General features: G+C 62.6%; 28 protein-coding genes. 17 read left to right on the plus strand and 11 right to left on the minus strand.

What is annotated here, in order from left to right:
- Positions 1–87: 87 nt before the first annotated feature.
- Complete coding sequence (locus CQ12_RS29820) at positions 88–984, plus strand: LysR family transcriptional regulator (RefSeq protein ID WP_057838856.1); 897 nt, start codon at positions 88–90, stop codon at positions 982–984.
- A gap of 120 nt (positions 985–1,104) precedes the next feature.
- On the opposite strand, the gene CQ12_RS29825 is transcribed toward CQ12_RS29820, so the two are convergent.
- Positions 1,105–1,428 carry a DUF1476 domain-containing protein gene (locus tag CQ12_RS29825; RefSeq protein ID WP_057838857.1) on the minus strand — a complete coding sequence of 108 codons (324 nt, stop codon included), beginning with the start codon at positions 1,426–1,428 and terminating at the stop codon, positions 1,105–1,107.
- A 320-nt stretch (positions 1,429–1,748) separates the two neighbouring features.
- Here CQ12_RS29825 and purC point away from each other — a divergent pair, with 320 nt between their 5' ends.
- The 5 genes from purC to CQ12_RS29855 all read left to right on the plus strand — a co-directional run bounded on the left by purC (position 1,749) and on the right by CQ12_RS29855 (position 5,800).
- Positions 1,749–2,516 (plus strand): phosphoribosylaminoimidazolesuccinocarboxamide synthase, encoded by a 768-nt coding sequence (gene purC, locus CQ12_RS29830; RefSeq protein WP_008974302.1) that lies wholly within the window; start codon positions 1,749–1,751, stop codon positions 2,514–2,516.
- 15 nt (positions 2,517–2,531) lie between these two features.
- On the plus strand, positions 2,532–2,771 hold the full coding sequence (purS, locus tag CQ12_RS29835; protein WP_057838858.1) for a phosphoribosylformylglycinamidine synthase subunit PurS: 240 nt from the start codon (positions 2,532–2,534) through the stop codon (positions 2,769–2,771).
- A gap of 9 nt (positions 2,772–2,780) precedes the next feature.
- Entirely contained in the window at positions 2,781–3,482 is a 702-nt protein-coding gene (purQ, locus tag CQ12_RS29840; protein ID WP_057838859.1) for a phosphoribosylformylglycinamidine synthase subunit PurQ, read from the plus strand.
- Entirely contained in the window at positions 3,479–4,444 is a 966-nt protein-coding gene (locus CQ12_RS29845; RefSeq protein WP_057838860.1) for a tripartite tricarboxylate transporter substrate-binding protein, read from the plus strand. The genes purQ and CQ12_RS29845 overlap by 4 nt, the downstream gene beginning before the upstream one ends.
- 618 nt (positions 4,445–5,062) lie before the next feature.
- On the plus strand, positions 5,063–5,800 hold the full coding sequence (locus tag CQ12_RS29855; RefSeq protein ID WP_057838862.1) for a tetratricopeptide repeat protein: 738 nt from the start codon (positions 5,063–5,065) through the stop codon (positions 5,798–5,800).
- Positions 5,801–5,815: 15 nt separating this feature from the next.
- Here the strand turns inward: CQ12_RS29855 and CQ12_RS29860 are convergent, their stop codons facing one another.
- Both CQ12_RS29860 and CQ12_RS29865 read right to left on the minus strand, forming a co-directional pair.
- Entirely contained in the window at positions 5,816–6,757 is a 942-nt protein-coding gene (locus CQ12_RS29860; protein ID WP_245310231.1) for a DMT family transporter, read from the minus strand.
- Positions 6,747–7,229 carry a PaaI family thioesterase gene (locus CQ12_RS29865; RefSeq protein ID WP_057838864.1) on the minus strand — a complete coding sequence of 161 codons (483 nt, stop codon included), beginning with the start codon at positions 7,227–7,229 and terminating at the stop codon, positions 6,747–6,749. The genes CQ12_RS29860 and CQ12_RS29865 overlap by 11 nt, the downstream gene beginning before the upstream one ends.
- Before the next feature lie 161 nt (positions 7,230–7,390).
- Here CQ12_RS29865 and purL point away from each other — a divergent pair, with 161 nt between their 5' ends.
- Positions 7,391–9,598 carry a phosphoribosylformylglycinamidine synthase subunit PurL gene (gene purL / locus CQ12_RS29870; protein ID WP_057838865.1) on the plus strand — a complete coding sequence of 736 codons (2,208 nt, stop codon included), beginning with the start codon at positions 7,391–7,393 and terminating at the stop codon, positions 9,596–9,598.
- A gap of 96 nt (positions 9,599–9,694) precedes the next feature.
- Here purL and CQ12_RS29875 read toward each other — a convergent pair whose 3' ends face one another.
- Entirely contained in the window at positions 9,695–10,879 is a 1,185-nt protein-coding gene (locus CQ12_RS29875; RefSeq protein ID WP_057838866.1) for an acyltransferase family protein, read from the minus strand.
- A gap of 194 nt (positions 10,880–11,073) precedes the next feature.
- Between CQ12_RS29875 and CQ12_RS42890 the strand changes: the two genes are divergently transcribed.
- Positions 11,074–11,247, plus strand: a complete 174-nt coding sequence (locus tag CQ12_RS42890) for a DUF1328 domain-containing protein (protein ID WP_065750295.1) — start codon at positions 11,074–11,076, stop codon at positions 11,245–11,247.
- A 62-nt stretch (positions 11,248–11,309) separates the two neighbouring features.
- Here CQ12_RS42890 and CQ12_RS29880 read toward each other — a convergent pair whose 3' ends face one another.
- The gene (locus tag CQ12_RS29880) at positions 11,310–11,669 is read right to left on the minus strand and encodes a DUF427 domain-containing protein (RefSeq protein WP_057838867.1); all 360 of its coding nucleotides are present in this window, start codon (positions 11,667–11,669) and stop codon (positions 11,310–11,312) included.
- Positions 11,670–11,855: 186 nt separating this feature from the next.
- Here CQ12_RS29880 and CQ12_RS29885 point away from each other — a divergent pair, with 186 nt between their 5' ends.
- Together CQ12_RS29885 and CQ12_RS29890 are read left to right on the plus strand one after the other, a co-directional pair.
- Positions 11,856–12,092 (plus strand): BolA family protein, encoded by a 237-nt coding sequence (locus CQ12_RS29885; protein ID WP_057838868.1) that lies wholly within the window; start codon positions 11,856–11,858, stop codon positions 12,090–12,092.
- A gap of 27 nt (positions 12,093–12,119) precedes the next feature.
- The gene (locus CQ12_RS29890; protein WP_057838869.1) at positions 12,120–13,298 is read left to right on the plus strand and encodes a low temperature requirement protein A; all 1,179 of its coding nucleotides are present in this window, start codon (positions 12,120–12,122) and stop codon (positions 13,296–13,298) included.
- A gap of 39 nt (positions 13,299–13,337) precedes the next feature.
- Here CQ12_RS29890 and CQ12_RS29895 read toward each other — a convergent pair whose 3' ends face one another.
- Positions 13,338–13,559 (minus strand): hypothetical protein, encoded by a 222-nt coding sequence (locus tag CQ12_RS29895; RefSeq protein ID WP_057838870.1) that lies wholly within the window; start codon positions 13,557–13,559, stop codon positions 13,338–13,340.
- 278 nt (positions 13,560–13,837) lie between these two features.
- On the opposite strand from CQ12_RS29895, the gene CQ12_RS29900 reads away from it, so the two are divergent.
- Entirely contained in the window at positions 13,838–14,137 is a 300-nt protein-coding gene (locus CQ12_RS29900; protein WP_057838871.1) for a hypothetical protein, read from the plus strand.
- Between the two features lie 22 nt (positions 14,138–14,159).
- Here CQ12_RS29900 and egtD read toward each other — a convergent pair whose 3' ends face one another.
- Both egtD and egtB read right to left on the minus strand, forming a co-directional pair.
- Positions 14,160–15,131 (minus strand): L-histidine N(alpha)-methyltransferase, encoded by a 972-nt coding sequence (gene egtD / locus CQ12_RS29905; RefSeq protein ID WP_057838872.1) that lies wholly within the window; start codon positions 15,129–15,131, stop codon positions 14,160–14,162.
- 48 nt (positions 15,132–15,179) lie between these two features.
- A complete protein-coding gene (gene egtB / locus CQ12_RS29910; RefSeq protein ID WP_057838873.1) occupies positions 15,180–16,430 on the minus strand; it encodes an ergothioneine biosynthesis protein EgtB in 1,251 nt (416 codons plus the stop codon).
- 299 nt (positions 16,431–16,729) lie between these two features.
- Here egtB and grxD point away from each other — a divergent pair, with 299 nt between their 5' ends.
- From grxD to CQ12_RS29935, 5 genes are all read left to right on the plus strand, one after another.
- Entirely contained in the window at positions 16,730–17,068 is a 339-nt protein-coding gene (grxD, locus tag CQ12_RS29915) for a Grx4 family monothiol glutaredoxin (protein WP_057838874.1), read from the plus strand.
- Positions 17,065–17,616 carry an O-acetyl-ADP-ribose deacetylase gene (locus CQ12_RS29920; RefSeq protein WP_057838875.1) on the plus strand — a complete coding sequence of 184 codons (552 nt, stop codon included), beginning with the start codon at positions 17,065–17,067 and terminating at the stop codon, positions 17,614–17,616. Before grxD ends, CQ12_RS29920 begins: the two co-directional genes overlap by 4 nt.
- Positions 17,617–17,663: 47 nt before the next feature.
- Positions 17,664–18,944: a serine hydrolase domain-containing protein gene (locus CQ12_RS29925; protein WP_057838876.1), complete on the plus strand. Its 1,281-nt coding sequence runs from the start codon at positions 17,664–17,666 to the stop codon at positions 18,942–18,944.
- Positions 18,925–20,229, plus strand: coding sequence for a serine hydrolase domain-containing protein (locus tag CQ12_RS29930; RefSeq protein ID WP_057838877.1), 1,305 nt, complete (start codon positions 18,925–18,927; stop codon positions 20,227–20,229). The genes CQ12_RS29925 and CQ12_RS29930 overlap by 20 nt, the downstream gene beginning before the upstream one ends.
- Positions 20,230–20,457: 228 nt before the next feature.
- Positions 20,458–20,835, plus strand: coding sequence for a VOC family protein (locus CQ12_RS29935; protein WP_057838878.1), 378 nt, complete (start codon positions 20,458–20,460; stop codon positions 20,833–20,835).
- A gap of 160 nt (positions 20,836–20,995) precedes the next feature.
- On the opposite strand, the gene CQ12_RS29940 is transcribed toward CQ12_RS29935, so the two are convergent.
- Positions 20,996–22,477 (minus strand): GH1 family beta-glucosidase, encoded by a 1,482-nt coding sequence (locus CQ12_RS29940; RefSeq protein WP_057838904.1) that lies wholly within the window; start codon positions 22,475–22,477, stop codon positions 20,996–20,998.
- A gap of 235 nt (positions 22,478–22,712) precedes the next feature.
- Here CQ12_RS29940 and CQ12_RS29945 point away from each other — a divergent pair, with 235 nt between their 5' ends.
- On the plus strand, positions 22,713–24,269 hold the full coding sequence (locus tag CQ12_RS29945) for a glycoside hydrolase family 17 protein (RefSeq protein WP_057838879.1): 1,557 nt from the start codon (positions 22,713–22,715) through the stop codon (positions 24,267–24,269).
- A 28-nt stretch (positions 24,270–24,297) separates the two neighbouring features.
- Here CQ12_RS29945 and CQ12_RS29950 read toward each other — a convergent pair whose 3' ends face one another.
- Together CQ12_RS29950 and rpsD are read right to left on the minus strand one after the other, a co-directional pair.
- Positions 24,298–25,365 carry a threonine aldolase family protein gene (locus CQ12_RS29950; RefSeq protein WP_057838880.1) on the minus strand — a complete coding sequence of 356 codons (1,068 nt, stop codon included), beginning with the start codon at positions 25,363–25,365 and terminating at the stop codon, positions 24,298–24,300.
- Between the two features lie 185 nt (positions 25,366–25,550).
- Positions 25,551–26,168, minus strand: coding sequence for a 30S ribosomal protein S4 (gene rpsD / locus CQ12_RS29955; protein WP_057838881.1), 618 nt, complete (start codon positions 26,166–26,168; stop codon positions 25,551–25,553).
- Positions 26,169–26,392: the final 224 nt, after the last annotated feature.

The following is a 26,392-nucleotide window of genomic DNA, read 5'->3' on the forward strand; positions in this document are numbered from 1 at the left end:
CGGTCGGAGCCAAAACTAGCGGGCTGTCGCCCATCAGCCAAATTTGTTATTTCTCTTGGTATAATCAGCTTTTTGCATGAGTCTGACATGGACAGCGATGCGCTTCTCACCTTCCTGACCATTCATCGCCGCGGCGGCATTTCGAGTGCGGCCAAGGCGCTTCACCGTTCGCAGCCGGCGATCTCCCGGCGCATTGCGCTGTTGGAGCAGGAACTCGGTGTGCCGCTGTTCGAGCGGATCGCGGGCCGCACCATGTTGAGCGATGCGGGGAGGGTGCTGGTGCCCTATGCCGAGCGCGCCGTCGCCGCGGCCCAGGATGCCGAGAATGCCGTTCGCGCGCTGGCGCAGCCGAATTCAGGACCGGTCGCGCTCGCCGTGGTCGGCACGCTCGCCGGTGGCCGGCTGTCGGCAATCCTAAAACGCTTCGCCGCCGAGCATCCCGACGTGGAATTGAGCCTGCGCACGGCAACCAGCGCCGAAGTCAGCGACCTGATCCGCCGCGGTGAGGCGACCATCGGCCTGCGCTATGACCGCGACCGCTCGCGCGATCTCGATTGCGAATTGCTGTTCTCCGAACCGCTGCAGGTGGTGTGCGCGCTGGATCATCCGCGCGCCGGCCATCGGATCGCAAAGCTAGCCGATCTCCGCGGCGAGCGCTGGATCGCATTTCCGATCGTGCCGGGCAGGCGCGAGATCACGGCCGCGCATGTCTTTGCGCTGTTTCAGATCCATGGCCTGGGCGAAATCGAGTGGACGCCGGTCGACAGCCTGACCGCGCAGAAGCGGCTGGTCGAAGCGGGACTTGGCATTGCGCTGCTGTCGGAGAGCAATGCCGCCGAAGAGTTGCGACACAAGACGATCTCGACCATCGGCGTCGGCGATCTCAAGGCGAGCTACGATGTGGTGGCAGTAACGCGCCGCGGCGGTTTCTTGAGCGCGGCGGCGCGGCGGTTGCTGGAGATTGTTCGGAAGGAATATCGCTAGGTCATCTCAACGTCATTCCGGGATGGTCCGAAGGACCAGACCTCAGGGGTGCAATTGCACCCCGGGGAATCTTGAGATTCCGGATCGCCGCTTCGCGTCGTCCGGAATGACGCTGGAGGGTTACGTCCCCGCCTTCACCTGGGCGACCGCGGCCGCCATCAGCTCATCCATCTTGACGCGGACCTCGGCGGCGGAAATGGCGACGCCCTTGGCGGCAAAATCCTTCGCGACCTTGTTCTGGACGTCGGTGTCGCCAGCTTCCTCGAAATCGGCGGCAACCACTTCCTTGGAATAGTCGGTGGCGGCGTCGCCGGTCAGTCCGAGCTTCTCCGCTGCCCAAAGACCGAGCAGCTTGTTGCGGCGTGCCTCAGCCTTGAACTTCTGTTCCGAGTCGAGGGCGAATTTCTTCTCAAAACCTTCCTCGCGCTTGTCGAAAGTGGTCATTTCTTCGGTTCCAATCCCGGCCAAAAGGTAAACGGGGCCGCGTTGTCGCGGCCCGATCGACTACCTAGATAGAGGGGGCGAATCGGTAAAACAACGGGCCGTTAGGCCGCAGGCAACCGGGATAAGTTGGCCTCAATCGGGCCGGGTCGATTGTGCTGGATGGGCCAATCGGATAGGTTGCCGTCAGGCGAGGTTCTCGTTCTGTTTCCGGTCGCTTCAGTTCGGGATCTTGCCTTCACGGCAGCTCCGTCGTGGTCACAAACCCTTGTCATCCGGAGCACACCAAATTCATGGATTTCAACAAAACACGGTACATCCCAATGAGCCGTCGACGCCGTATCTATGAGGGCAAGGCCAAGGTCCTGTATGAAGGCCCGGAGCCGGGAACCCTGATTCAGCACTTCAAGGACGATGCGACCGCGTTCAATGCCAAGAAACACCAGGTGATCGAGGGCAAGGGCGTCCTCAACAACCGGATTTCGGAGTACCTGTTTCAGCACCTCAACGATATCGGGGTGCCGACCCATTTCATCCGCCGCCTCAACATGCGCGAGCAGCTGATTCGCGAGGTCGAGATCGTGCCGCTGGAGGTGGTGGTACGGAACGTCGCGGCCGGCTCGCTGTCGCAGCGCCTCGGCATCGAGGAGGGCACGCAGCTCCCGCGCTCGATCATCGAGTTCTATTACAAGAACGACCAGCTCAACGACCCCATGGTGTCGGAAGAGCACATCACAGCCTTCGGCTGGGCGACGCCGCAGGAAATCGACGACATCATGGCGCTCGCCATCCGCGTCAACGACTTCCTCACTGGCCTCTTCCTCGGCATCGGCATCCGTCTGGTCGATTTCAAGATGGAATGCGGCCGCCTGTTCGAGAACGAGATGATGCGGATCATCGTCGCCGACGAAATCTCGCCCGACTCATGTCGGCTGTGGGATATCAAGTCGAACGAGAAGCTCGACAAGGACCGTTTCCGCCGCGACCTCGGAGGCCTGCTTGAGGCCTATACCGAAGTGGCGAAGCGCCTGGGCATTCTGATGGAGAACGAGCGCCCGGCCGGTTCGGGTCCGGTGCTGGTGAAGAGCTAAACTGGGGCAAGTCTCGTGAAGGCACGCGTTACCGTTACGTTGAAATCCGGAATTCTCGATCCGCAAGGCAAGGCCATCGAGGGCGCGCTGAAATCGCTCGGCGTCGATGGCGTCGCCAGCGTCCGTCAGGGCAAGGTGTTCGACATCGAATTGTCGGGCGCCGACAAGGCCAAGGCCGAGGCGGCATTGAAGGATGCCGCCGACAAGCTGTTGGCGAACACCGTGATCGAGAACTACCGGGTCGAACTTCTCTAGGCACTTTCCATGAAATCAGCCGTCCTCGTCTTCCCCGGCATCAACCGCGAGCGCGACATGGCGCGCGCCCTCAAGCTCGCTTCGGGTAACGAAGCCGCGATGGTCTGGCATGCCGAGACCGAGCTGCCGAAGGGTACCGATCTCGTGGTCGTGCCCGGCGGGTTCTCCTATGGTGACTATCTGCGCTGCGGCGCGATCGCTGCGCGCGCGCCGGTCATGGACGCGGTGCGCAAGCATGCGGCCGATGGCGGGCTGGTGCTCGGCGTCTGCAACGGTTTTCAGATCCTCTGCGAAGCGGGACTGCTGCCCGGCGTGCTGATGCGCAATGCGCGGCTGAAATTCATCTGCAAGGACGTTCACCTGCGGGTCGAACGTTCCGACTCGCCGTTCACGCGCGGCTACAATGCCGGGCAGGTCATCCGCGTGCCGGTCGCCCATGGCGAGGGCAATTACGAAGCCGACGAGGAGACGGTGAAGCGGCTCGAGGGTGAGGGGCGGGTGCTTTATCGCTATTGCACCCCTGAGGGCATCGTCGACGAGGAGTCCAACATCAACGGCGCGGCGGAATCGATCGCTGGTATCGTCAACGAGCGCGGCAACGTGCTCGGCATGATGCCGCATCCTGAAAACCACGTCGAAGACATCATGGGCTGCACCGACGGCCGCGGCCTGTTCGCGGGGCTAGCCGCACATCTGGAAAAAGCCGCGTGAAGTTGTTCGCGGTGCGCCTGTCAGCCGTCGTTGCGGCGCTGCTGTTCGCCATCCCGGCGTATGCGCAGGACTATCCCAAGCGTCCCATCAGCATGATCGTGCCGTTCGCGGCCGGCGGCACCTCCGACGTGATCGCGCGCGTGGTGGCCGAGGAGATGGCCAAGTCGCTCGGGCAGCCGATCGTGATCGAGAACGTCGCGGGCGCCGGCGGCTCGACCGCGCTGACGCGTGCTGCGCGCGCGGAGGCCGACGGTTACACCATCGCGATCGGCAATGCCGGCACCAGTGCTGCGACCTACACGATCTATCCGAAACTGTCGTTCACGCCGGAATCCTTTCTGCCGATCGCGGTCGTGGCGAAGACCTTCGGCATCATCGCCATACGCAAGGATTTCCCGGCAAAGAACCTGCAGGACTTCATCGCCTATGCGAAGAAGAATCCCGGCAAGGTCAATCTCGGCCACGCCGGTGTCGGCTCCTCGAATTTCCTGATCTGCAAGAGCTTTGTGCAGGCCGCCGGCATCGAGGTCCAGCTTGTCGGCTATCGTGGCGCGGCGCCGGCGCTGACGGACGCAATCGGCGGGCAGATTGACGGCGTCTGCGATTCCGCTGCCTCGGTGTCGCAGGCAATCGACGACAAGCTCGTCAGAGGCCTCGTCGTCGGCTCGACGGTGCGGCTCGCAACCTTGCCCGATCTGCCGACCTCGGCAGAAGCCGGGCTTCCCGATTTCGAGGCGCAAGGCTGGAACGGCCTGTTCGCGCCAAAGGGGACGCCGCCTGCGGTGATCGCGAAACTGAACGCCGCGGCCAAGGCCGCTGTTGAGAGCGAGGCGGTGAAGAAGCGTTTTCACGATCTCTCCACCGTCGCGCCAGATGCCAATGAGCACGCGAGCGACGTGCTCGGGCAGTTGGTGACGCGCGACGTCGACAAATACAGGAAGCTGCTGGAAGAGAAGAAGTAGCGCTCGACAACAGTCGAAATGAAAAAGCCCCGCTTGAAGCGGGGCTTTTTGTTGTCCGCTTGGTCATCGGCCGGTCGGCGAGCCGGGGCCTGTCGGCGCGATTGTCGAACCGCTGGGCGAGGGGTTGATGAGCGTGTTCCCGGACGGGTTCAGACCGCTGTTCCGACCCGCAGTCGCACTGCCGGCGCCATTGCTCATGCCGGTGCTGGGGTTAGTACCCGTCGCGCTGCCGGTGGTCGTTCCGCCGGTGGACGGCCCGGTCGCAGTGCTGCTGCCTGGCGCGCCGCCCGTGCCTGAACTTCCGCCCGCAGAGCCGCTGCCGGACTGCGCGAGCGCGACGGTGCTCGTGAACGCCAGCGCGGTCGCCAATCCCAATGTCGCGAGTTTCATAGCTGATCCTTTTCTTGTTGCGCTTGGGGCAAACGAGGTCCGCCGGACCACGTTCCTCTCCGCCGATCACAGATCGTTGCTGTTCCGTTGGAAGTGGCTGCAGGGCCACACGTGTGGGATCTCAGCGATATGTTCGTGTCCATTCACAACTGAAGATTGTTCGATTGAACTTGCCGCGCTATCAAGGCCACTAAGGACCGTTCGCCCGGTTTGACTGGAAATGCCCACATGCCCGTTGCCATCGTTGTTTTGCTGCTCGACATCACCCTGATCTGGCACGCATCGAAGACCGGGCGCCTTCAGCCCTGGGCTTTCATCATCCTGATGATCCCCTTTGTCGGCGCGCTCGCCTACATCGTCGTTGAACTGATCCCGGAGTGGTTCGGCAGCCCCGGCGCGCAACAGGCGCGCAAGCGCGTCGCGGAAAGGCTCGATCCGGAAAAGCGCTATCGTGAGCTGTGTGAGCGGCTCGCAGGCACTGACACCATCGCGAACCGCGAGGTGCTTGCAGCCGAATGCCTGAAGGTTGGGCGCTTCGACGAAGCCGAGCGGCACTACGACCATGTCCTCACGCTGCCGATGGGCAAAGAGCCGGCCTACGCGCTGGGCAAGGCGCAGGCGCAATTCGGTCTCAACCGTCCGGCGGATGTGCTCGCGACACTGGATGATCTGAAACAACACTGGCCCGATTTTGAATCGGCCGAGGGACATCTGCTCTATGCCCGTGCCTTGGCCGAGGTCGGACGCGTCGACGAGGCGCTCGACGAATACCATGCGCTCGTGGCTTATTTTCCGGGCGCCGAGGCCAAGGTGCGTTACGGGATGCTGCTGAGCATGACAGGACGCACCGCCGAGGCCAGGATCGTGTTCAACGAATTGCTGCTCTCGATGCGGCGCGCGCCGAAATATCTGCGCGATGCGCAGGCGGAGTGGCTTTCGATCGCCGAAAAGCAATTGTCGGCCTGATCCCGCCGGCGGGCTTCATCCACCCTTGTTCCCGCGCAGCCGGTCGATCCATTTGCGATAATGGCCGCGCGGGACGGTCATCGCGGCGACGCCGGCCATCACGAGCACGAGGCCGAGCGCGAGATTTGCCGGCACGGCTTCGCCGAGCAGCACTACCGACAGGCCGACGCCGATCGGAATCCGCAGATAGCCCTGCGCGTTGGTGGTCAGCGTGCCGAGCCGCGTCAGGCACATGTAGAACAGCATCAGCCCGAACGCGCTGGAGACGATCCCCATAGCTGTTGTCGCGACCAGCGCCTCCGTCGTCGGCCGCAAGGTCCAGGGATGATCGATAAGAAGCGCGAACGGCAGCAGCACCATGCCGCCGAACAGCAGCGAGCCCGCGGCCACCACCATGGGATCGTAGTCCGTCAGCCGCAAGCCGAAGATCGTGGCGCATGCGAACGAGATGGTGGCGATCAGGATGACGATCTCGGCCAGGATGTTGGCATCGAGCGTTGCGAGCGCGTCGAGGCCGATGATCAAGGCCGTTCCGGCCAGCCCCAGAATGGCGCCGATCAGCTTCAGCAGCGTGGCCGGCTCATGCCGCGTGATGCCCCAGGTGATGAGAAACGCGAAGATCGGCGTCGTCGAGGCCAGCACGACGGTATTCGATGCCGGCACATATTGCTGCGCCCAGGTAATCAGCAGAAACGGCAGCGTCGAATTGATGGTCTGTTGCTGCGCGAACAGCTTCCAGGCCTTGATGTCCGTCGGCATCCGCACGCCGCGCACCCGCAGAACCGCGAACAGAAAGGCCGCTGCAATCAACGAGCGCGCCGAGATGAACGTGATCGGCGGGATCGAGCCGAGGCCGATCTTGGTCAGCGGATAGGTCGAGCTCCAGCAGCACGCCAGCGCGAGCAGCAACGCATAGTCGCGCCAGCCGCGACGGGGCTGTGGCGCTTCAGGTGGCAACGGCGTCCACAGGCTTCTTCCATTTCACCCGCTTGATCGTGCCGGAAAAGGTGAGCAGCGCCCGCTCGCCCGACCTCAGCATGCCCCGCACGAAGATCAGCGAGCCGCCGGCGCGGGTGACCTCGCCGGTACATTCGACCAGCTCGCCCTCGCGGGCGGCATCGAGGAACTCTGAGGAAAACGACACCGTAACCCCGGGGCTCTGCAGCACGGCGCCGGCGAGCGCGAACAGGCAGTAGTCGGCAAAGGTCATGAAGCAGCCGCCATGGACGTTGCCGCCGCCGTTGAGGTGTTTTTTCGCGACCCGGAACGCACAGGTGATGCGGCCGTTCTCATCCATCCGGTGGTAGAACGGGCCGGCATGGGTCTCGAAATGGTCGCGTTTCCAGGTCCGCCATCCCTTGAATTCGCCCTCGGTTTCGACGTGGAGATCGGGGCGGAGGTCGAATGCGGTCTTGGCGAGCTGGTTCACGAAATCTGGCCTTCAATTGTCGGTTTGGGTCCTTAAATCCGATCCATCCCCGCAGTGCAAACGCCGATCCTGCAAGGCACCCCGCGCAAAGCTCTGGACAGGGCAAAAATGCCCCCTAAAAGGCCTTTTCGCACCCCCTCGATCTTCCTAATAAGAGACCCATGAACGAGCCCCAGATCACCCCCGAACTCGTCGCCAGCCATGGTTTGAAGCCCGATGAGTATGAGCGCATCCTCAAGCTGATCGGGCGGGTGCCGACCTTCACCGAGCTCGGGATCTTCTCGGCGATGTGGAACGAGCACTGCTCGTACAAATCCTCCCGCATCCATCTGCGCGGGCTGCCGACCAAGGCGCCGTGGGTGATCCAGGGCCCCGGCGAGAACGCCGGCGTCATCGACATCGGCGACGGCCAGGCGGTCGTCTTCAAGATGGAGAGCCACAACCACCCGAGCTACATCGAGCCCTATCAGGGCGCGACCACAGGCGTCGGCGGCATTCTGCGCGACGTCTTCACCATGGGCGCGCGGCCGATCGCCTGCCTCAATGCGCTGAGCTTTGGCGCGCCGGAACACCCCAAGACGCGGCATCTGGTGTCGGGCGTGGTCGCCGGCGTCGGCGGCTATGGCAATTCCTTCGGCGTGCCGACGGTCGGTGGGCAGGTGCGTTTCCACACCCGCTATGACGGCAACATCCTGGTCAATGCAATGGCGGTGGGCCTCGCCGAGACCGACAAGATTTTCTATGCGGCGGCCTCCGGCGTGAACATGCCGATCGTCTATCTCGGCTCCAAGACCGGGCGCGACGGCATCCACGGCGCCTCGATGGCGTCGGCCGAGTTCGACGACAATTCCGAGGAGAAGCGCCCGACCGTGCAGGTCGGCGATCCCTTCGCCGAGAAGCTGCTGCTGGAGGCCTGCCTCGAGATCATGGAAAAGGGCTGCGTTATCGCGATCCAGGACATGGGCGCGGCGGGCCTGACCTGCTCGGCGGTCGAGATGGGCGCCAAGGGCGACCTCGGCGTCGAGCTCGATCTCAACGCGGTGCCGACGCGCGAAACCGGCATGAGCGCCTATGAGATGATGCTCTCGGAGAGCCAGGAGCGCATGCTCATGGTGCTCAAGCCCGAGAAGGAAAAAGAGGCCGAGGCGATCTTCACCAAGTGGGGACTGGACTTTGCCGTCGTCGGCTACACCACGCCGACCAAGCGCTTCGTGGTCAAGCATGGCGGCGACGTGATGGCCGACCTGCCGATCAAGGAGCTCGGCGACGAGGCGCCGGTCTATGACCGGCCGCATGTCCCGTCCGCGGCGCTGCCGGTGGTGCAGGCGCGCGAGGTCAAGGCGCCGATCGGAATTATGCCGGCGCTGGAGAAGCTGATCGCCACACCCGAGCTGTGCTCGAAGCGCTGGGTGTGGGAGCAATACGACCACGTCATTCTGGGTAACACCGTGCAGCGCCCGGGCGGCGATGCCGCCGTGGTACGGGTCGAGGATGGGCCGAAGGGGCTCGCGCTCACCGTCGACGTCACGCCGCGCTATTGCGAGGCCGACCCGTTCGAGGGTGGCAAGCAGGCGGTGGCGGAAGCCTGGCGCAACATCACCGCGGTCGGCGGCCGGCCGCTCGCGATTACCGACAATCTCAATTTCGGCAATCCGGAACGGCCCGAGATCATGGGCCAGTTCGTCGGCTGTCTGAAGGGAATTTCCGCCGCTTGCAGCGCGCTCGACTTCCCGGTCGTCTCCGGCAACGTCTCGCTCTACAACGAGACCAACGGCCGCGGCATCCTGCCGACACCCTCGATCGGCGGCGTTGGTCTGCTCGACGACTTCACCAAGTCCGCCTCGCTGGCGTTCAAGGCCGCCGGCGAAGCGATCCTGTTGATCGGCGACACCCAGGGCTGGCTCGGACAGTCCGTGTATCTGCGTGACGTTTGCGGCCGCGAGGAGGGCGCCCCGCCGCCGGTCGATCTGGCGGCCGAGAAGCGCAACGGCGACGTGGTGCGCGGCATGATCCATGCCGGCACCGCGACCGCGGTGCATGACATCTCCGACGGCGGGCTGTTGATTGCGCTGGCCGAGATGGCGATTGCCAGCGGCATCGGCGCGCAGCTCTTGGCCGCGCCAAGCTCGATCGTGCCGCACGCGTACTGGTACGGCGAAGATCAGGCGCGCTACATCGTAACGGTGCCGGCGGCGGATGCCGGCCTGGTGCTGGCCAAGATGAAGGGCGCCGGCGTGCCGTGTGCGCGGATCGGCACCACCGGTGGCGATGCGGTCGCGGTTGCGGGCGAGGGGCAGGTGGCGGTGAACGCGCTCAAGACAGCGTTCGAGCACTGGCTGCCGGCCTATATGAGCGGCAAGGCGGCGTAGCGACGCTGCAACTTCGTAGCCCGCATGAGCGCAGCGACATGCGGGGCCAGTGTCCGCGTCGTCCCGCATATCGCTGCGCTCATGCGGGCTACAGGGCTACAACACCTTCGTCGCGCCCGGGATCTGCCGCAACGCGCGCGTCAGTGCCCAGCTGAATGCGACCGTCAGCACGAAACCGACTGTCGCCTTCACGATCGCCGGCAAATCATAGTCGAACAGCCAGTATTGCAGCCAAAGCGCGATCGGGTAATGCACCAGGAACATGCCGTAGGCATCCGCCTGCATCGGATCGAGCAGCTTGGCTGAGCCCGATTGCCTGAACCGCTGGAAAAAGGCCAGGATCAGAAACATGATGGCCACGCTGAAGACGGTGAAGCAGATGGCATAGAGCGCTTCATACCAGTCCGGCAACGGCGACGGGTTGCCCAGTATTTCGCGCTTGATGAAGATCAGCACCCACAACAGGCAATACGGAACGATCGCCAGCACCATCCAGTCCCAGCTGACCTTCGCCATCCTTCCGTCTGCCGCGAGCAGCCCGCGATCCATTTGCGCAACGCCGATGCCGGCGCCGAAAAAGAAATAGCTCGCATAGAGCATGATGCGCCCGTGCTGCACCGAGAACGGCCCGAACTCGAACCAGCTGCTATGTCCGTAGTGGACCAGCCCGGGAACGTAGAACGCAGCGGTGACGGCAAGCATGACCGCGAAGAACACCGCGGGCCGGCGACGGCCGTGCAGCGAGAGACGATTGATCGGATCGAGCAGATGGGGCGACAGCCGGTACAGCAGGCAGGCAACCAGGTCGAAGGCGAACAAGACCCAGAGGAACCAGATAGGCCCGCTCGGCCACGGGCCCTTCGTGATCATATTCCAATAATATTCCGAAAAGCCGATCTCGGGATGGTGCCGGAGCGAGATGGCGTAATAGGCGAGCGGAATGACCGTGAAGGCGCAGATCGCGAAGGGTAAGGCAAGCCGAAGCAGGCGATCCTGCAAATAGTTCAGCGGTCCCTTCCGGGCGATACCGGACCATGCGAACAGGCCCGACAGGAAGAAGAACATCGCCATGAAGAAACTGTCGGTGGCGAGCACGATCATGTCGAAGCCGAAGAAGTACTTCGGGTCGGTATGGCCGAAATAGGTATAGGGAATCACGGCGTGGTGGAGCAGCACCACCAGCGTCAGGAAGGTGCGGGCGCGATCAAGCGATAGGTTGCGCGATTTGGCCTTGGGCACGGCGCCCACATCGGCGCTCACCGAACTGGAAATCGTCGTCATGGGCACGCGCCCCCGTGCAGGTTGTTTGCGTCAAATCTTGCTCCCGGGAACCCGATTCAGCAAGGCCGGTAGGGCGCGGCAAAATCCCGTCGCCCGGCGGCTGAGTTCGCGCGGGAACCAGCCGAGCAACTCGCCGTTAGGATCGGTGAATTCGTCGGCCGCCGCTATTGGCCTAAGGTCCCCCGGAGCACGCGATGACAATCCTCAAATGGGCGCTGATCTTCTTGCTGGTGTCGATCGTCGCCGGTCTTCTCGGCTTCACCGGCATTTCGGCGGCTTCCGCCGACATCGCCCGCTTCCTGTTCTATGTCTTCGTCGCGATCTTCCTGGTGCTCCTGATCCTCGGGCTAACGATATTCAGGGCATAGCTACGCATGCGGTCATTCCGGTTTCGATGCTTTCGCATACGCGGAATGATGCCGTCTCTGCCTTACGCCACTTCCTCGATCGTCACCTTGTCCGGATAGAACGCTAGGTGGCCTGCGATTTCGGCCATGGCCGGGAAGGGCGTCTCATAGGTCCAGATCGAATTTTCGATGCGCTTGCCGTCGGCATTGATGCTGAAATAGTTCGCATCCCCCTTGTAGGGGCAGTGCGTGGTCCGCTCGGTGCGGGCGAGCAGCGCCATGTTGGCGTCCTCGCGCGGCACATATTGCACTGCCGGATAGCTGGCTTCCCTGAGCGTCAGCGCATGGGTGGTATCGGCGACGACCACGCCGCCTGCCGAGACCCTGATACGCTTGGGGTTTGCCGTTATCGTGATCGGATGGTCGGGACCGGGCAATTTCATGGTTCTTTGGCCTCTTTTTAGGTCAGCCCGAAATGATCGGGCGCGACCGGATCTCGCGGTGTCAAACCGTTCGGCCGGGAATATAGTGACGCCGGGCGTGACCTAGAAGAGCGTACGCGCTAGGTTTGGCCGTCACGGTCGCGCGAGCCGGGCCGTGATTCGAAACACCTGACGGAGACATGCTGGATGCCGATGGACGCCCACGATATCGAATCGATGATCAAGGCAGCTATCCCCGATGCCGAGGTGACGATCCGCGATCTCGCAGGCGATGGCGACCACTACGCCGCGACCGTGATCTCGGAATCCTTCCGTGGCAAGTCGCGCGTGCAGCAGCATCAGATCGTGTATCAGTCGCTCAAGGGCCAGATGGGCGGCGTGCTGCACGCGCTGGCGCTGCAGACCGGGGTACCGGAGGGCTAACCCCCGACCAGCCACGCGGGGGCACCAATGACGAACGATCCGCACGGCGCGATGTTTCGCACGATCGTGCCGCACCAGCACAGCCGCGTCACCTATGCGGAGCTGTTCTTCGACCTCGTCTTCGTCTTTGCCGTCACCCAGATCTCGCACACGCTGCTCGCGCACTTCACCGTTCTCGGCGCGCTGCAGGTCACGGTGCTTTTTCTGGCCGTGTGGTGGGTCTGGGTTTTTACCTCCTGGATTACCAACTGGCTCAATCCGGAGAAGACGCCGGTCCGGCTCCTGCTGTTTGCGATGATGCTGGGCGGGCTGGTGCTGTCGACGTCGATCCCGAAGGCGTTTGACGAGCGCGGCCTGTGGTTCGCCATCGCCTATGCGACGATGCAGGTCGGCAAGACGATATTTCTGTGGCTGTCGACGCCGGTCTCGCGCCCGCGCGTCAGGATGAATGCCATCCGGATCGCCGCCTGGCTCTCGACATCGGCCATCTTCTGGATCGCGGGCGGACTGGCCGAAGGTCAGTCGCGGCTGGCGCTGTGGGCCGTTGCGCTCGTCATCGAATACATTTCGCCGGCGGTGCGGTTCTGGATTCCGCGCTATGGCGCGTCCTCGGTCGCGGACTGGATGATCGAAGGCGGCCACATGGCCGAGCGTTGCGCGCTGTTCATCATCATCGCGCTCGGCGAATCCATCGTCGTCATCGGCGCGACTTTCGCCGAACTCACCTGGACGGGCGAAAACGTTCTGGGGTTCGTCTCGGCCCTGCTCGGCAGCATCGCGATGTGGTGGATCTATTTCCACATCGGTGCCGAGGCTGCCTCCGAACAGCTTTCAAAATCGAGCGAGCCGGGAAGGCTGGCGCTGCTTGCCTATACCTATCTGCACATGCCGATCGTGGCCGGCATCATCGTTACGGCGGTGGCGGATGAGTTGGTGCTGAAGCACCCGGGCGGTCATTCCGATCTGAAGACCGTGACGAGCGCGATCGGCGGCCCCTTGCTGTTTCTGTTCGGGACCGTGCTGTTCAAGCAGAGTTTTCGCGGCTTTCTTCAGCTCTCGCATGGCGCCGGCATCATCGCGCTCTGCGTGCTCGCATGGTTTGCCAGCGACCTTTCGCCGCTGATGCTATCCATCCTGACCACCGCAATCCTGATCGGCGTCGCGATGTGGGAAACGTTCTCGCTGCGATCCGGCCAAGCAGAATAGCGCCTTCAATCAAGCCTTGAACTCAATCAAGCCTTGAATTCAGTCAAGCCTTGGCCGCCTGACCGGGATCAGTTGCGGCGAGTTATGCTGATCGACGACGTTCTTGAGCACGAGCGTTGAGAGCTGGACGACGAGCGCCCGAAGCCGTGCATTTTCCTCGATCAGCGCCACCCGCTCGGTGTCTGCTTCGTCGTCCCAGTCCGTATCATTGTGAACCGATCCGGCATTGTGGCTGCTGGACGCTGGATATGCATTGCCCATGACTGACATCCCCTGACACGAACTCACCCCGAGCCATGCTACTGGCAAAGATACGGCTGAGTCCGCGTCAAAAATTGGACCTTTCGAAGGGGAAACGACAGCGGAGATGGACCCTTTTGCGGGCGGGTCGATAAAGATGAACACTTGTTAAGAAGTTTGGTTATAGTGCGTTCGGTAAAGGTGTGGGGACGCGCGGCGGCGTATGCACCTTTCCATCTAACCTAGACCAGCGCGATCACTCAGTGCCCACGGGGGTACCGTGGTGGGAATACGCGCCTATGAAACAGAGCGAAGCAAGAGTACGGATCATTCAAGAGTGGGACCGCTGGATACTATCGCAGGCGATCGAGCCGGACGGACCGACTGGTAAAGACTCGTTGAAGTTCTTTCACGAATTGCAGGACGCAGCATCACCGCTACTGGATTTCCAGTCGCGCGGACAGGACAAGTGGCGCATCATTCATGCGTGGCTCCTGGGAGCAGACCGATTGCACGATGACTGGATATCGGTTGCGCCCCGGATCGCCCCGACACGCAGGTTCCGGCCAGAGCGCAAGCGATCGTTTTGCAAGACGTGAACTGCAAAATTCGCGGCCAGCCTCAGTCTGAGGCGGCCAGCGCGTGAACCGAAAACATCCTGTCCCGGTCGGTCCAGGATTCCCGCACCGACCAGCCGGATTCACGCGCCAGGGCGGTGAAGCGGTCGAGGCTGTATTTATAGCTCGACTCGGTGTGGATGCTCTCGCCGGGGCGGAATGAAAAATTCCGTCCCAGGATGCGCACGTTCTGAGCCTTCTTGGAAATCAAGTGCATCTCGATGCGATGGCGCTCGCGGTTATAGACCGAGCGATGCATGAAGGCGGAGACGTCGAAATTGCCGCCGAGCTCGCGGTTGATGCGGACCAGGACGTTGAGATTGAATTTGGCGGTGACGCCGGCGGCGTCGTTATAGGCGTCGTATAGCACGCGCTCGTTCTTTTCGAGGTCGACGCCGATGATCATCTGCGCGCCGTCGCCCAGAATGTCGCGGGCGCTGCGCAGGAAGGCGCGCGCCTCATCCGGATCGAAATTGCCGAGCGTCGATCCCGGAAAGAAACCGACCTTCGGCATCCCTTCGATCTCCGCCGGCAGGGCAAACGGCGCGGTGAAATCGGCAGCCACCGGATACACGCCGAGATCGGGAAAATCCTTGCGCAAGGCTACGGCCTGCGCGTTCAGGAAGTCGCCTGAAATATCGACCGGGACATAGGCGGAAAAATCGCAGCGCTCCAGCAGCAGCCGGACCTTGGTGGTGGCGCCGGCGCCGAACTCCACGAGGGCTGCGCCTTTCGGAATGATGGCGGCGATCTCGTCGCCGTGGCCGCGCAGGATGCCGAGTTCGGTCCGGGTCGGGTAATATTCCGGCAGCACCGTGATCTGCTCGAACAGCTCGGAGCCCGCGGCGTCGTAGAAATATTTTGGCGACAGCCGTTTTGGAAACTGCGAGAGGTCGCCGATCACGTCGCTGGCAAAGGCGGAAGTCTGCTCATCGAACTGATACGTCTGGGCCAAAGCGGCGGCGTGCACATTCATGATACTCTCCTGAACGCGCTTTCCGGCGCGCAATGATGGTCGAAGACATCAGGCGTAATCGGCGAGGCGCAGCCCCGTGAATTGCCAGCGGTGATGCGGGTAGAAGAAGTTACGGTAGGTGATACGGCTGTGGCCGGCGGGAGTTGCAAGCGAGGAGCCGCGCAGCACCAGCTGGTTGACCATGAACTTGCCGTTATATTCGCCGAGCGCACCCTCGATGGCGCGGTAGCCGGGGTAGGGGGCGTAGGCGCTGCGGGTCCACTGCCAGACGATGCCGAAGGCATCGTTGAGCTGGCCGGCGCGGGCGGCGACTTCCCATTCCATCTCGGTCGGCAGGTGCCTGCCGGCCCAGCGCGCGAACGCGTCCGCCTCGTAATAGCTGACATGGCTGACCGGGGCGGCCGGGTCGACCGGCTGCAAGCCGCCCAGCGTCATGATCCGCCATTCGCCACCAGTCTGGCGCCAGTGGCCGGGCGCCTGCCAGCCCTCGTTGGTCGCGGCAGCAAAGCCGTCCATCAGCCACAGCGTGGCGGTGCCGTAGCCGCCGTCCTGCATGAAAGCCAGCCATTCGGCATTGGTCACGAGGTTGCGCGCGAGCCGAACCGGGCCGACAAGGGCGCGGTGCGCGGGCTTTTCATTGTCGAAATGGAAGCTGTCGTCGGTGTGCCCGACGGTGTGGATGCCCTCGTTGAGGGTGACCCATTCCTCCGCCGAGCGGTGCTGCGCCGGGAAGCGCCATGCCGGATCATAGGCCGGCGGGATCGGGTTCTGGGCGAAGGCGTGCAGGATATCGGTCAGCATCAATTCCTGATGCTGCTGCTCGTGGTTGAGGCCGACCTCGACCAGCGGGACGAGCCCGGCGAGGCGCTCCTCGCCGGCGGTCTGGAAGAATTTGATCACGGCGGCGTCGACATGGCGGCGATAGGCGGTGACCTCGTCCGCGCTCGGGCGGGTCAGATGGCCGCGCTGGTGGCGGGCGTGCCGCGGGCCGGCGCTGACATAGTAGGAATTGAACAGAAAGGCGTAGTCGGGGTGAAAGGGCTGGTAACCCTCGCAGTGCTCGCCGAGCAGGAATTGCTCGAAAAACCAGGTGGTATGGGCGCGATGCCACTTCGCCGGGCTGGCGTCCGGCATCGACTGGATGAGCTGGTCCTCGGGGCTCAAGGGGGCGGCCCGGCGCTCGGTCTCCCCGCGGACGGCCAGATAGGCTTCCACCAAATTCTGGGCGAGGGTGCCGGAATCGGAGAAAAGTGACGGGGCTGATGTCGCGTACTCGGCGGCGGCTACTGATTTCGTCACAGGTATCTCCGTTCGAAGGAGAGAACGTTAGTCCGGGAAGCAGGTTCCAAACGGGCAGTCCGTCCTAAATAGGGGTTCCGTTCCGGGAAAAAAGCCTTCCGCCCCTACGATATTAATGCTGTCACACAATGGGCGGCGGCCGCGTCCGGCACTCCGATCGGCCCCGCGCATGCCAGCTCCTCGGCATTTTACTTTGGATGAACAACGGTTTGGGCTACATATAGAGCCAGTAACCGGGTTACATGGTCGGCCCAACGGGCGAAGCCGCAGGGGGCTGTGCGCCTTAAAAGGAAGCGAATATGAGCATCGAGCAATTCATCGCCAACGAAGTGAAGTCGAACGACGTCGTGCTGTTCATGAAGGGCACGCCGCAGTTTCCGCAGTGCGGTTTCTCCGGCCAGGTGGTCCAGATCCTTGACCACGTCGGTGTCGGCTACAAGGGCCTGAACGTTCTCGAATCCGCCGAGCTTCGCAACGGCATCAAGGAATATTCGAACTGGCCGACCATTCCGCAGCTCTACGTCAAGGGCGAGTTCATCGGCGGCTGCGACATCATCCGCGAGATGTTCCAGGCCGGTGAATTGCAGCAGCTGTTTGCCGACAAGGGCGTCACGCTCAACGCGGCGGCCTCTGCCTGAGCGGCCTTGCGCGCCAGGTTGGCCAGGCGCGGCTCGAAGTCATCGTTGCCGACATCACCTCCTTGCGCGTTGACGCCATCGTCAACGCGGCAAATTCGTCGCTGCTTGGCGGCGGTGGCGTGGATGGCGCGATCCACGATGCGGCCGGGCCGGAATTGCTGGCCGAATGCCGGACGCTCAACGGCTGCGAGACCGGCGACGCCAAGATCACCAAAGGATACCGGCTCCCCGCACGGCATGTGATCCATGCCGTTGGACCAGTTTGGTACGGCGGTAACCGCGGCGAAGATGCGCAGCTTGCATCGTGCTACCGTCGAAGTATTGAACTTTGCCGTGCCCACAATCTTGCTTCGATAGCGTTTCCAGCCATTTCGACCGGTGTCTTCCGGTTCCCGGCGGATCGGGCAGCCAAAATTGCCGTCAAGACGGTGGTCGATGCGCTGCCCTCGGCACCTGACCTGACACACGCAATATTCTGCTGCTTTTCGGCGCAGAGCGGCAAATTGCATCAGGACGTTTTGGACGCCTTCGGCAGCCCTTGTCCCTGATCGTGCCTCCGCTACACTTCCCCGTGAATTCCGGGGAGAGGGGTCCAATGAATTCACGCCAAATCCTGCACGCGCTCGCCGCTGGCGCACTGTTGCTCGCGGCATCACCGGCCCGCGCCGAAGGCACTTTCGATCTTCCAGCGGGCGCGCGATTCAACAAGGACAAGCTCGCCAAGATCACCGAGTTCTTCAAGAACGAGGTGGCGACCGGCAAGATCGCCGGTGCCAATGTTCTGATCCAGCAGCACGGCAAGCCAATTTATCACGAGACCTTCGGCGTGCAGGACGTGGCCTCCAAGGCGCCGATCTCTGACAAGACCATCTTCCGCCTGTCTTCGCTGACCAAGGCGATCACCTCTGTCGTGGCGATGCAGTTGGTTCAGGACGGCAAGATCAAGCTCGACGATCCCGTCTCGAAGTACATTCCCTCCTTCGCAAACATGAAGGTCGGCGTGGAGAAAAAGGCCGAAGACGGCACCAAGACACTTGAACTGGTGCCACTGACCCGGCCCATCACCGTTCTCGACCTGATGCGTCATACCTCCGGCATCACCTATGGCTTCTATGGCGATAGTCTGGTGCGCAAGGCCTACAAGGAGGCCAATCTCTATGCGGGCGAATTCGACCTCGCCGAATTCGCCGAGCGGATCGCCAAGCTGCCGCTGCACAACCAGCCGGGCGCGCTCTGGCAATACGGCCATTCCACCGACATTCTGGCGCGGATCATGGAGATCGTGTCCGGGAAGCCATTGCTCGAGATCGAGAAGGAAAAGCTGCTCGATCCGCTCGGCATGACTGACACCAACTTCTTCGTCACCGAACCGGAGCGGCTGCAGCGGCTCGCCCAACCGTTGCCGAACGACAGTGATTTCCGGGTCGGCCGCCTGTACAGGACCGAGGTTCGCCAGAAGTGGGAATCCGCCAGCGGCGGCATGGTTTCGACCATGTCGGATTTTTCGAAATTTGCGCAGATGCTTGCCAATGGCGGGACGTTCGAGGGCAAGACCTATCTCAGCCCGAAGACGTTCGAACTGTTGACGTCGGACCACGCCGGAAAGGACTCCGGTGTTGCGCGGGATCATTATTATTTCCCCGGTGACGGGTTCGGCATGGGGCTTGGGCTTGCCGTGCGCACCGATCCCGGTCACGCCAAGCCGCCGCCGCCGGGATCGCTGGGCGAACTGAAATGGGATGGCGCCAGCGGCTGCTATATGGTGGTCGACCGCAAACAGGACATGTTCTTCGTGGTGTTGGAGCAGACGCCGACGGAGCGCCAGCGCGTCCAGCGGACGCTGAAGCAGTTGGTCTATGAAGCGATGGAGAACTGACGGCGCCATTCGGCGCTGCCTTGTCGCGGCGGCGCTCGCGGTGCTTTCTCTCGGCGGCTCGCCGCATGCGTTGCGGGGCGAGCCGAAGGCTACTGACGCGCCAACTTTCTCGCGCGCAGCACTTGACCAGTTTGGCGACTACGTTCGCAGCGAGATCACGGCCGGCAAGATTCCCGGCGCAGTCATGCTGATCCAGCAGCACGGCAAGCTGGTTGATCTCGAAAGTTTCGGCGTGCGGGACCCGGGGACCGGCGCGCCGATGACGCCGGATACCATTTTCCAGATCTATTCGATGTCGAAAGCCGTCACCTCGGTTGCCGCGATGATGCTGGTCGACGACGGCAAGCTGGCTCTTGATGACCCCGTGTCGAAATACATTCCGTCCTTTGCGGACGCGAAAGTCGGCGTCGATGTTTCCGATGAAGCAGGAAAGTATCCGCTCAAGCTTGAGCCGTTGAAACGGCCGATCACGATCAGGGACCTGCTGCGGCACACGTCGGGGATCACTTACGGCTTCTTCGGCGAAACCGCGGTGCAGAAACTCTATGCCGACCCCAAGCTTTATGCCGGTGACTTCGACAATGCCGAATTCGCCGACCGGATCGCGACACTGCCACTCGCCGATCAGCCGGCAGTGCGTTGGAACTACAGCCATTCAACCGACGTGCTCGGCCGTGTCGTCGAAGTGGCCTCGGGGCAGACTCTATTTCAATTCGAGAAGCAGCGGCTGTTCGATCCGCTGGGGATGTCCGAGACAACGTACTACGTCGCAGATACATCGAAGTGGGCGCGCATCGCCCAGGCATATCCCGTCGATCGTTTTCGCGTAGCCGGAATCAGGGATCCGGCATTGCCGCGGCGCTGGGAATCCGGCGGTGCGGGCCTGGTCTCGACGGCCGGCGACTACGCGCGCTTCCTGCAAATGCTGCTGAACGGCGGCGAGCTGGACGGCAAGCGTTATCTCAAGCCCGAGACGGTCGCACTGATGACGTCCGATCAGATCGGACCGGAGACCGGGATCATTCACGATCCCTTCTATTTCCCGGGCCCGACCTCCGGCTTCGGCCTTGGCTTTGCCGTGCGCACCTCGCCGCCGCCGGGTACGACGTGGCCGCTCGGCGAATACCGCTGGGATGCGGCGGGGGGCAGCTTCTACTTCGTCGATCCCAAGGACGACTTGCTCGTTGTCTTCATGGTGCAGGCCCCGACGCAGGGCGGACGCATTCAACTGACGCTGAAGACGATGATGTTTGAGGCGCTCGGCAAGGGGCAGCGCAAAGATTGACTTCTTCGCCGAACCAGGGCGTGGATTCATAACGCGCGGCCAGCCAGAGCCGGATAGATGCGAGTCGAGGTAGTTGGCGGCGAAGTAGACATCAACCTGATGAATCCGTCGAAAATGACCCGGAGCGGTCATCTGGCTGTCCCAATTCGAACTCCAACCTTAAAGGTGACAAAATTTCGGACCTTGAGAAGAGTGGACGAGAATTGCTGCATAAGTGGGAGTGCATGAATGAGCCCTTCCGGATCTTTGATCGCGATCCTGCCGTGTAATGACCTTGATGCGTCGGAGCGGTTCTACAATCGATTAGGCTTCGCGCGCCCGGACAGCCAAAGGCCTGCTCCGGGAGAACCTGACACCTATCGCATGCTGTCGAACTCGAAAGGCGGATATCTGCATTTGACGGACGCGGTCGAGGGATGGCTAACACCGGGCAGAAACCCTTTCGGGCTTTATCTTTACCTTGAGAGTGTTGACGCTGCGGCGCGCGAATTTCAGCAATCACCCGAAGACAAGCCGTGGGGGATGTACGAATTTGCCATGTCTGATCCAGATGAAACGTTGGTCCGTGTCGGGTGGCCAACCCGTCTCCGCGCCGGAGCTGAATAATTCGTCCGCAGTTGGCCCAAGCGTGATGACGTTTCTTTGAAACGTCATCACGCTTATTTTTTGTTGGGGCATGTCTCCGCGCAGACGCGTTCGCGGTTGTCGCCAGGGAAAGCCGCTATACACTTTGCGCTAACGCGGCCCTGCGGGTCCGGATCATGCTCTAGACCACCGCGTTGCGCGCGATCGTCTCGCGATAGAACGACGCACTGAGCTTGGGTGTGCGGCGCTGTGTAGCGAAGTCGACGTGGTAGAGGCCGAAGCGCTGCTCATATCCATCCGACCATTCGAAATTGTCCATCAGGCTCCACAGGAAATATCCGTGCACGGGCACGCCTTCTGATGTCGCGCGCTGCAACTGCGTCAGATAGTTGCGCAGGTACATGATGCGATCGACGTCATAGATGGTTCCGTCCGCAGCAGGCTCGTCGCTCCCCGACGTTCCGTTCTCGGTGATATAGATCGACTTCACGTTCCACAGCTTGGCCACATGACGCGGCACCCAGTACATCGTCTCGGGGCCGGGCCTCAGCCATGTCGCCTTCATGTGCGGGAACGATTTGGGAAATGGCGCCAGGGTGAAGCCGCGTTCGTTGTCGGCGGCAATGACGTAATGATCGGGCATGTAGACATTGAGCCCGATAAAATCGATCGGGGAGGCGATGATGCGCAGATCTTCGGCGGTGTGTTTCGGCGCATCTTTGCCGGCCTGGGCGAGATAGGCATCGGTGTATTTTCCCTCGAGTATCGCGGTCAGATAGCCGGCATTGAGCTCGCGCGTCGCCATTTCGGCGGCGCGGATGTTCGCAGGCGTTTCGATGGCCGGGATGCAGCTCACGGCATTCTCCGCCGGACCGACCCTGATTCCGGCTGGTCCATTGGCCCGGATCGCCTGAACCGCGAGACCGTGCCCCAGCGCGACATGGTGCCGGACCTGCTTCACGTCAGATGGGGATAGTTTGAGCCCCGGCGCATCTGAACCCCACTCATGGCCGTGATGGACGAGCCTGGAGCATTCGTTGATGGTGAAGAAGTGCTTCACCCGGTCGCTTAGGCGTCCCGTGACATGGGCTGCGTAATCCGCAAATGCCTTTGACGTATCGCGCGAGGTCCAGCCGCCGAAGCGGTCCTGCAGCGCCTGCGGCAGGTCCCAGTGATACAGCGTCGCGAACGGCTGGATGCCGTTCGCCAACAACTCGTCGACAAGGCGGTTGTAGAAATCGAGGCCCTTTGGGTTCGGCGTGCCGGTTCCTTCCGGGAAGACGCGCGGCCATGCGATCGAGAAGCGGTAGGCCTTGGTGCCCAGCGCCTTCATCAGCTGGATGTCTTCCTTGTAGAGACGATAGTGATCGGTCGCGGTGTCGCCATTGCTGCGATCGGAGATGGTGCCGGGCGTGTGGGAAAAACGGTCCCAGATCGACGGGCCGCGGCCGTCCGCGTTCACGGCGCCCTCGACCTGATAGGACGAGGTCGCCGTACCCCAGAGAAATCCGCTCGGAAAGCCGGAAGAGGGCCTTTGATTCTGCGTCCCGGCCGCTTGACCCGATTGCGCGAGGCCGGACCCGGCCGACAGCATCGGTATTCCGAGGGCCGACCAGGCTGCAATTTGGCCAAACCGGCGTCGGGAAAATCGGAAGAACGGCATCATTTCACTCATCAAAGCGGGATCAATTTTGAGCAAACAAGGCTCATTTTTGAAGGAGCCGAATATCACCGTTTCCGTACTCGCGCGCAATTGTACACCCGCGGGGATCAGCGGGTCGACAGGCCTGCCGCGCGCGGTTAAACAGTCCCATCTATTCGTCTGTCAGGGAGCAGGACCAATCGGCATTCGCACGCCGCTGGCGCTTTTATTTCTATCGCTGGGTATCGTTGCCGCGGTGTGGTGGTGGCTGGCCACGCCGGTGGCGCTGACGCGCGCACCGATCGATGACGCGGCGAAGCTGGAGTGCGTTTCCTACGCGCCGTTCCGCAACGAACAGACGCCGCATGATCCGACACTCATCGTCAAGCCGGAGCAGATCGCGGAGGACCTGGTCGAACTCGCCAAGGTGTCCAAATGCATCCGCACCTATTCGATCGACAACGGGCTCGACAAGGTGCCAGAGCTTGCATCCAGGGTCGGACTGAAGGTTCTGCTCGGCGTCTGGCTCGGGCGCGATCGCGCCAAGAACGCTCAACTCTGCGACATTGCGATCTCGCTGGCGAAGGATCATCCCGGCACCGTTGCGGCGCTCATCGTCGGCAGCGAAGTGCTGCTGCGCGGCGATATGACGGTCGGCGACCTTCGCCAGACCATCCAATCGGTCAAGCCGCGCGTGAATGTGCCGGTGACGTACGCCGATGTCTGGGAATTCTGGCTGCGTTACCGCGAAGTCGGTGCTGACGTCGACTTCGTCACCGCGCATTTCCTGCCCTATTGGGAGGACGTTCCGCCGCGTGCCGAGGATGCCGCAGCCCATGTCGACGATATCCGCAAGCAGGTCGTCGCGGCCTTTCCCGGCAAGGAAATTTTGATCGGTGAAACCGGCTGGCCCAGCTATGGGCGGATGCGCGACGGCGCGCTGGCTTCCCGCGTCAATCAGGCGCGTTTCGTTTCCCAGATTCTCGAGCGGGCGCGACAGGACAATTTTCGTGTCAATTTTTTCGAGGCCTATGACGAGCCGTGGAAGCGGCGCTGGGAAGGAACGGTAGGCGGCTATTGGGGGCTATTCGACGGGACCGAGCGCAAGCTGAAATACCCGGCGGGGGTCGCCATCAGCAACTATCCGTTCTGGAAGCTGCAGATGGCAGGCGGGCTGCTGCTCTGCGTGGGCGTGTTCGCGGTAGGCCTACTCATGCCGAAGCGCCGGCCGTCGGCGGCGCCATTGTCCTCGTGGGCCGCGGTCGCCATATCCGCGAGCGCCAGCGGGATATTGCTCGGCATCAGCGTCGACAAGATGCTGCACGAGAGCTACGGCATCGGCGGCTGGCTGCTCCAGGGCTTCATGCTGATGGCGGCCGTGGCCGCGCCGCTGTTGTCCACCTACGCGCTGATGTCGGGGCGGGCGCTTCCGGCGTTTCTTGAAGTGCTGGGGCCGCCGAAGGGCCTCACTCCGTTCTTCATGAGCAACATGCTGGGCGTCACGCTGATCGTGACGACGCTGTTGGCTGCGCAGACAGCGCTCAGCCTGATCTTCGATGCGCGCTGGCGCGATTTCCCGTTCGCCGCCCTGACCATGGCTGTGGTGCCGTTCTGGACATTGGCGTTTCTCAATGGGCCGAAATCCGGCGAGCGGCCGCTCTCGGAAGCCGTGTTCGCCGGACTGTTTGCGCTGGCAGCGGTCTATGTCGTCTTCAACGAAGGTTTCGAGAACTGGCAGGCAATGTGGACCGGCGCGGTGTATCTGCTGCTCGCCAGCGCGCTGTGGCGGGCGCGCACGCCTGCCACAGCCTGAGCTCGGATCGGTTCACGGCTCGCGCGGCTCACGCCCCGCGCACGATCTCGCGCACGATTGCAACCGTCTCCTCGATCATCGCGGCGCTGACGTCGAGATGCGTGCAGGCGCGGATGCGGCCATCCATCATCGCGAGCAGCACGCCGCGCTTGCGTAAGGCCTCGACCATCTTGTCGCCGGCGATTCCGGCGCCGTCAGGCTTGAAGAACACCAGATTGGTCTCGGGCTCCTGCACCTCGATGCCGTTGATCTGCGACAGGCCCCGCGCCAGCGCCCGCGCATTGGCATGATCGTCGGCGAGGCGGTCGACGTGATGGTCGAGCGCGTAGACGCAGGCAGCCGCGCAAACGCCGGCCTGCCGCATCGAGCCGCCGAGGCGCTGCTTCCAGCGCCAGACATCGTCGATGAAGGCACGGGTACCAGCGATCACGCCGCCGATCGGCGCACCGAGGCCTTTTGAGAAATCGATCCACGCCGAATCCCAGCCCGCGGCCATGTCGCGTGCCGATATTTTGGTGGCAACGCAGGCGTTCAAAAGCCGCGCACCGTCCATATGGGTGATCAGCCCGTTCGCCCTGGCGATCTCCACGACTTCGTCGAGCGCCGCCTTCTTCCAGATCGTGCCGCCGCCGATATTGGCGGTCTGCTCGACGCTGACGAGGGTCTGCGGCGGTTGATAGCGCGAGCGCGGGTGCAGGGCGGCGCGGAATGTTGCCGGCGTGAACTGCCCATCCTCGCCCGGCAACTGCGTGATCTGGAAACCGCCGAGCGCCGCATGCGCGCCGCCTTCGCGCGCGATGATATGCGCGGTGGCCTGAGCGAGAATTTCGTCGCCCGGCCGGCAATGCGCCAGCGTCGCCGCAACGTTGCACATCGTGCCCGACGGCATGAACACGGCGGCTTCCTTGCCGAGCAGGTCCGCCACGCGCTCGCACAGCAGGTTCACGGTCGGATCATCGCCGATCTGCTCGTCGCCAACCTCCGCCCGCGCCATCGCCTCGCGCATCGCAGGCGTCGGCCGCGTCTGCGTGTCTGAGAGCAGGTTGATGCGGATGGGATCGGCCTTGGGGTCGCGCGGGGCAGGGGTGTAGTGCATGGGGGAGTCTCACAGCTTTTTCGTCATGGCCGGGCTTGTCCGGCCATCCACGTCTTCTTTTGCAGAGGCGACAATAAAGGCGTGGATGCCCGGGACAAGCCCGGGCATGACGGAACAGCCATTCGCGCTCAAACAAAAGGCCCCGGCAAAACCGGGGCCTTCGATATCTCTGAACTCAGAACCGATCAGCGCGAATAGAATTCGACGATCAGGTGCGGCTCCATCTGCACCGCGAACGGCACGTCCGACAGCGCCGGGATGCGGGTGAACTTCGCGATCATCTTGGAGTGATCGGCTTCAATGAAGTCGGGCACGTCGCGCTCGCCGAGCTGGCTGGCTTCCAGAACCGGGGTGAGCTGCTTGGAGGATTCCTTGATCTCGACGAGGTCGCCGGGCTTGAGCTTGTAGCTCGAAATGTTGACGCGGCGGCCGTTCACCTTGATGTGGCCGTGGTTGATGAACTGGCGCGCGGCGAACATCGTGGCGACGAACTTGGCGCGATAGACCACGGTGTCGAGACGGCGCTCCAGGAGGCCGATCAGGTTTTCACCGGTGTCGCCCTTCATCCGGCCGGCCTCGACATAGATGCCGTGGAATTGGCGCTCGCTGATGTTGGCGTAGTAGCCCTTGAGCTTCTGCTTGGCGCGGAGCTGCACGCCGAAGTCGGAAAGCTTGCCCTTGCGGCGCTGGCCGTGCTGGCCGGGGCCGTACTCACGACGGTTCACGGGGCTCTTCGGGCGGCCCCAGATGTTCTGGCCCATACGGCGATCGATCTTGTATTTCGCCTCACTGCGCTTTGTCATCGCGTCCTCTGGTTTAAGAGTTTGAGTGTTGAGGAAACGCGCCCTCCTGTGCACCGGAATTAACCGGGGCCGACAGATCCGCCTCGAAAGCTCGGGGAAGACCACGGGTCGCGAAACGCATCGCGGGCCGAAACCGGCCCGCGAGCAAGCGGGGTATTAGGGAGAAACCGCCGTCCTGTCAACGAAATGGATGTCATTCCAGGTCTGGTCCTGCGGACCATCCC

Origin of the sequence: Bradyrhizobium jicamae, from assembly GCF_001440395.1 — a bacterium.
GTDB classification, from domain to species: Bacteria; Pseudomonadota; Alphaproteobacteria; order Rhizobiales; family Xanthobacteraceae; genus Bradyrhizobium; species Bradyrhizobium jicamae.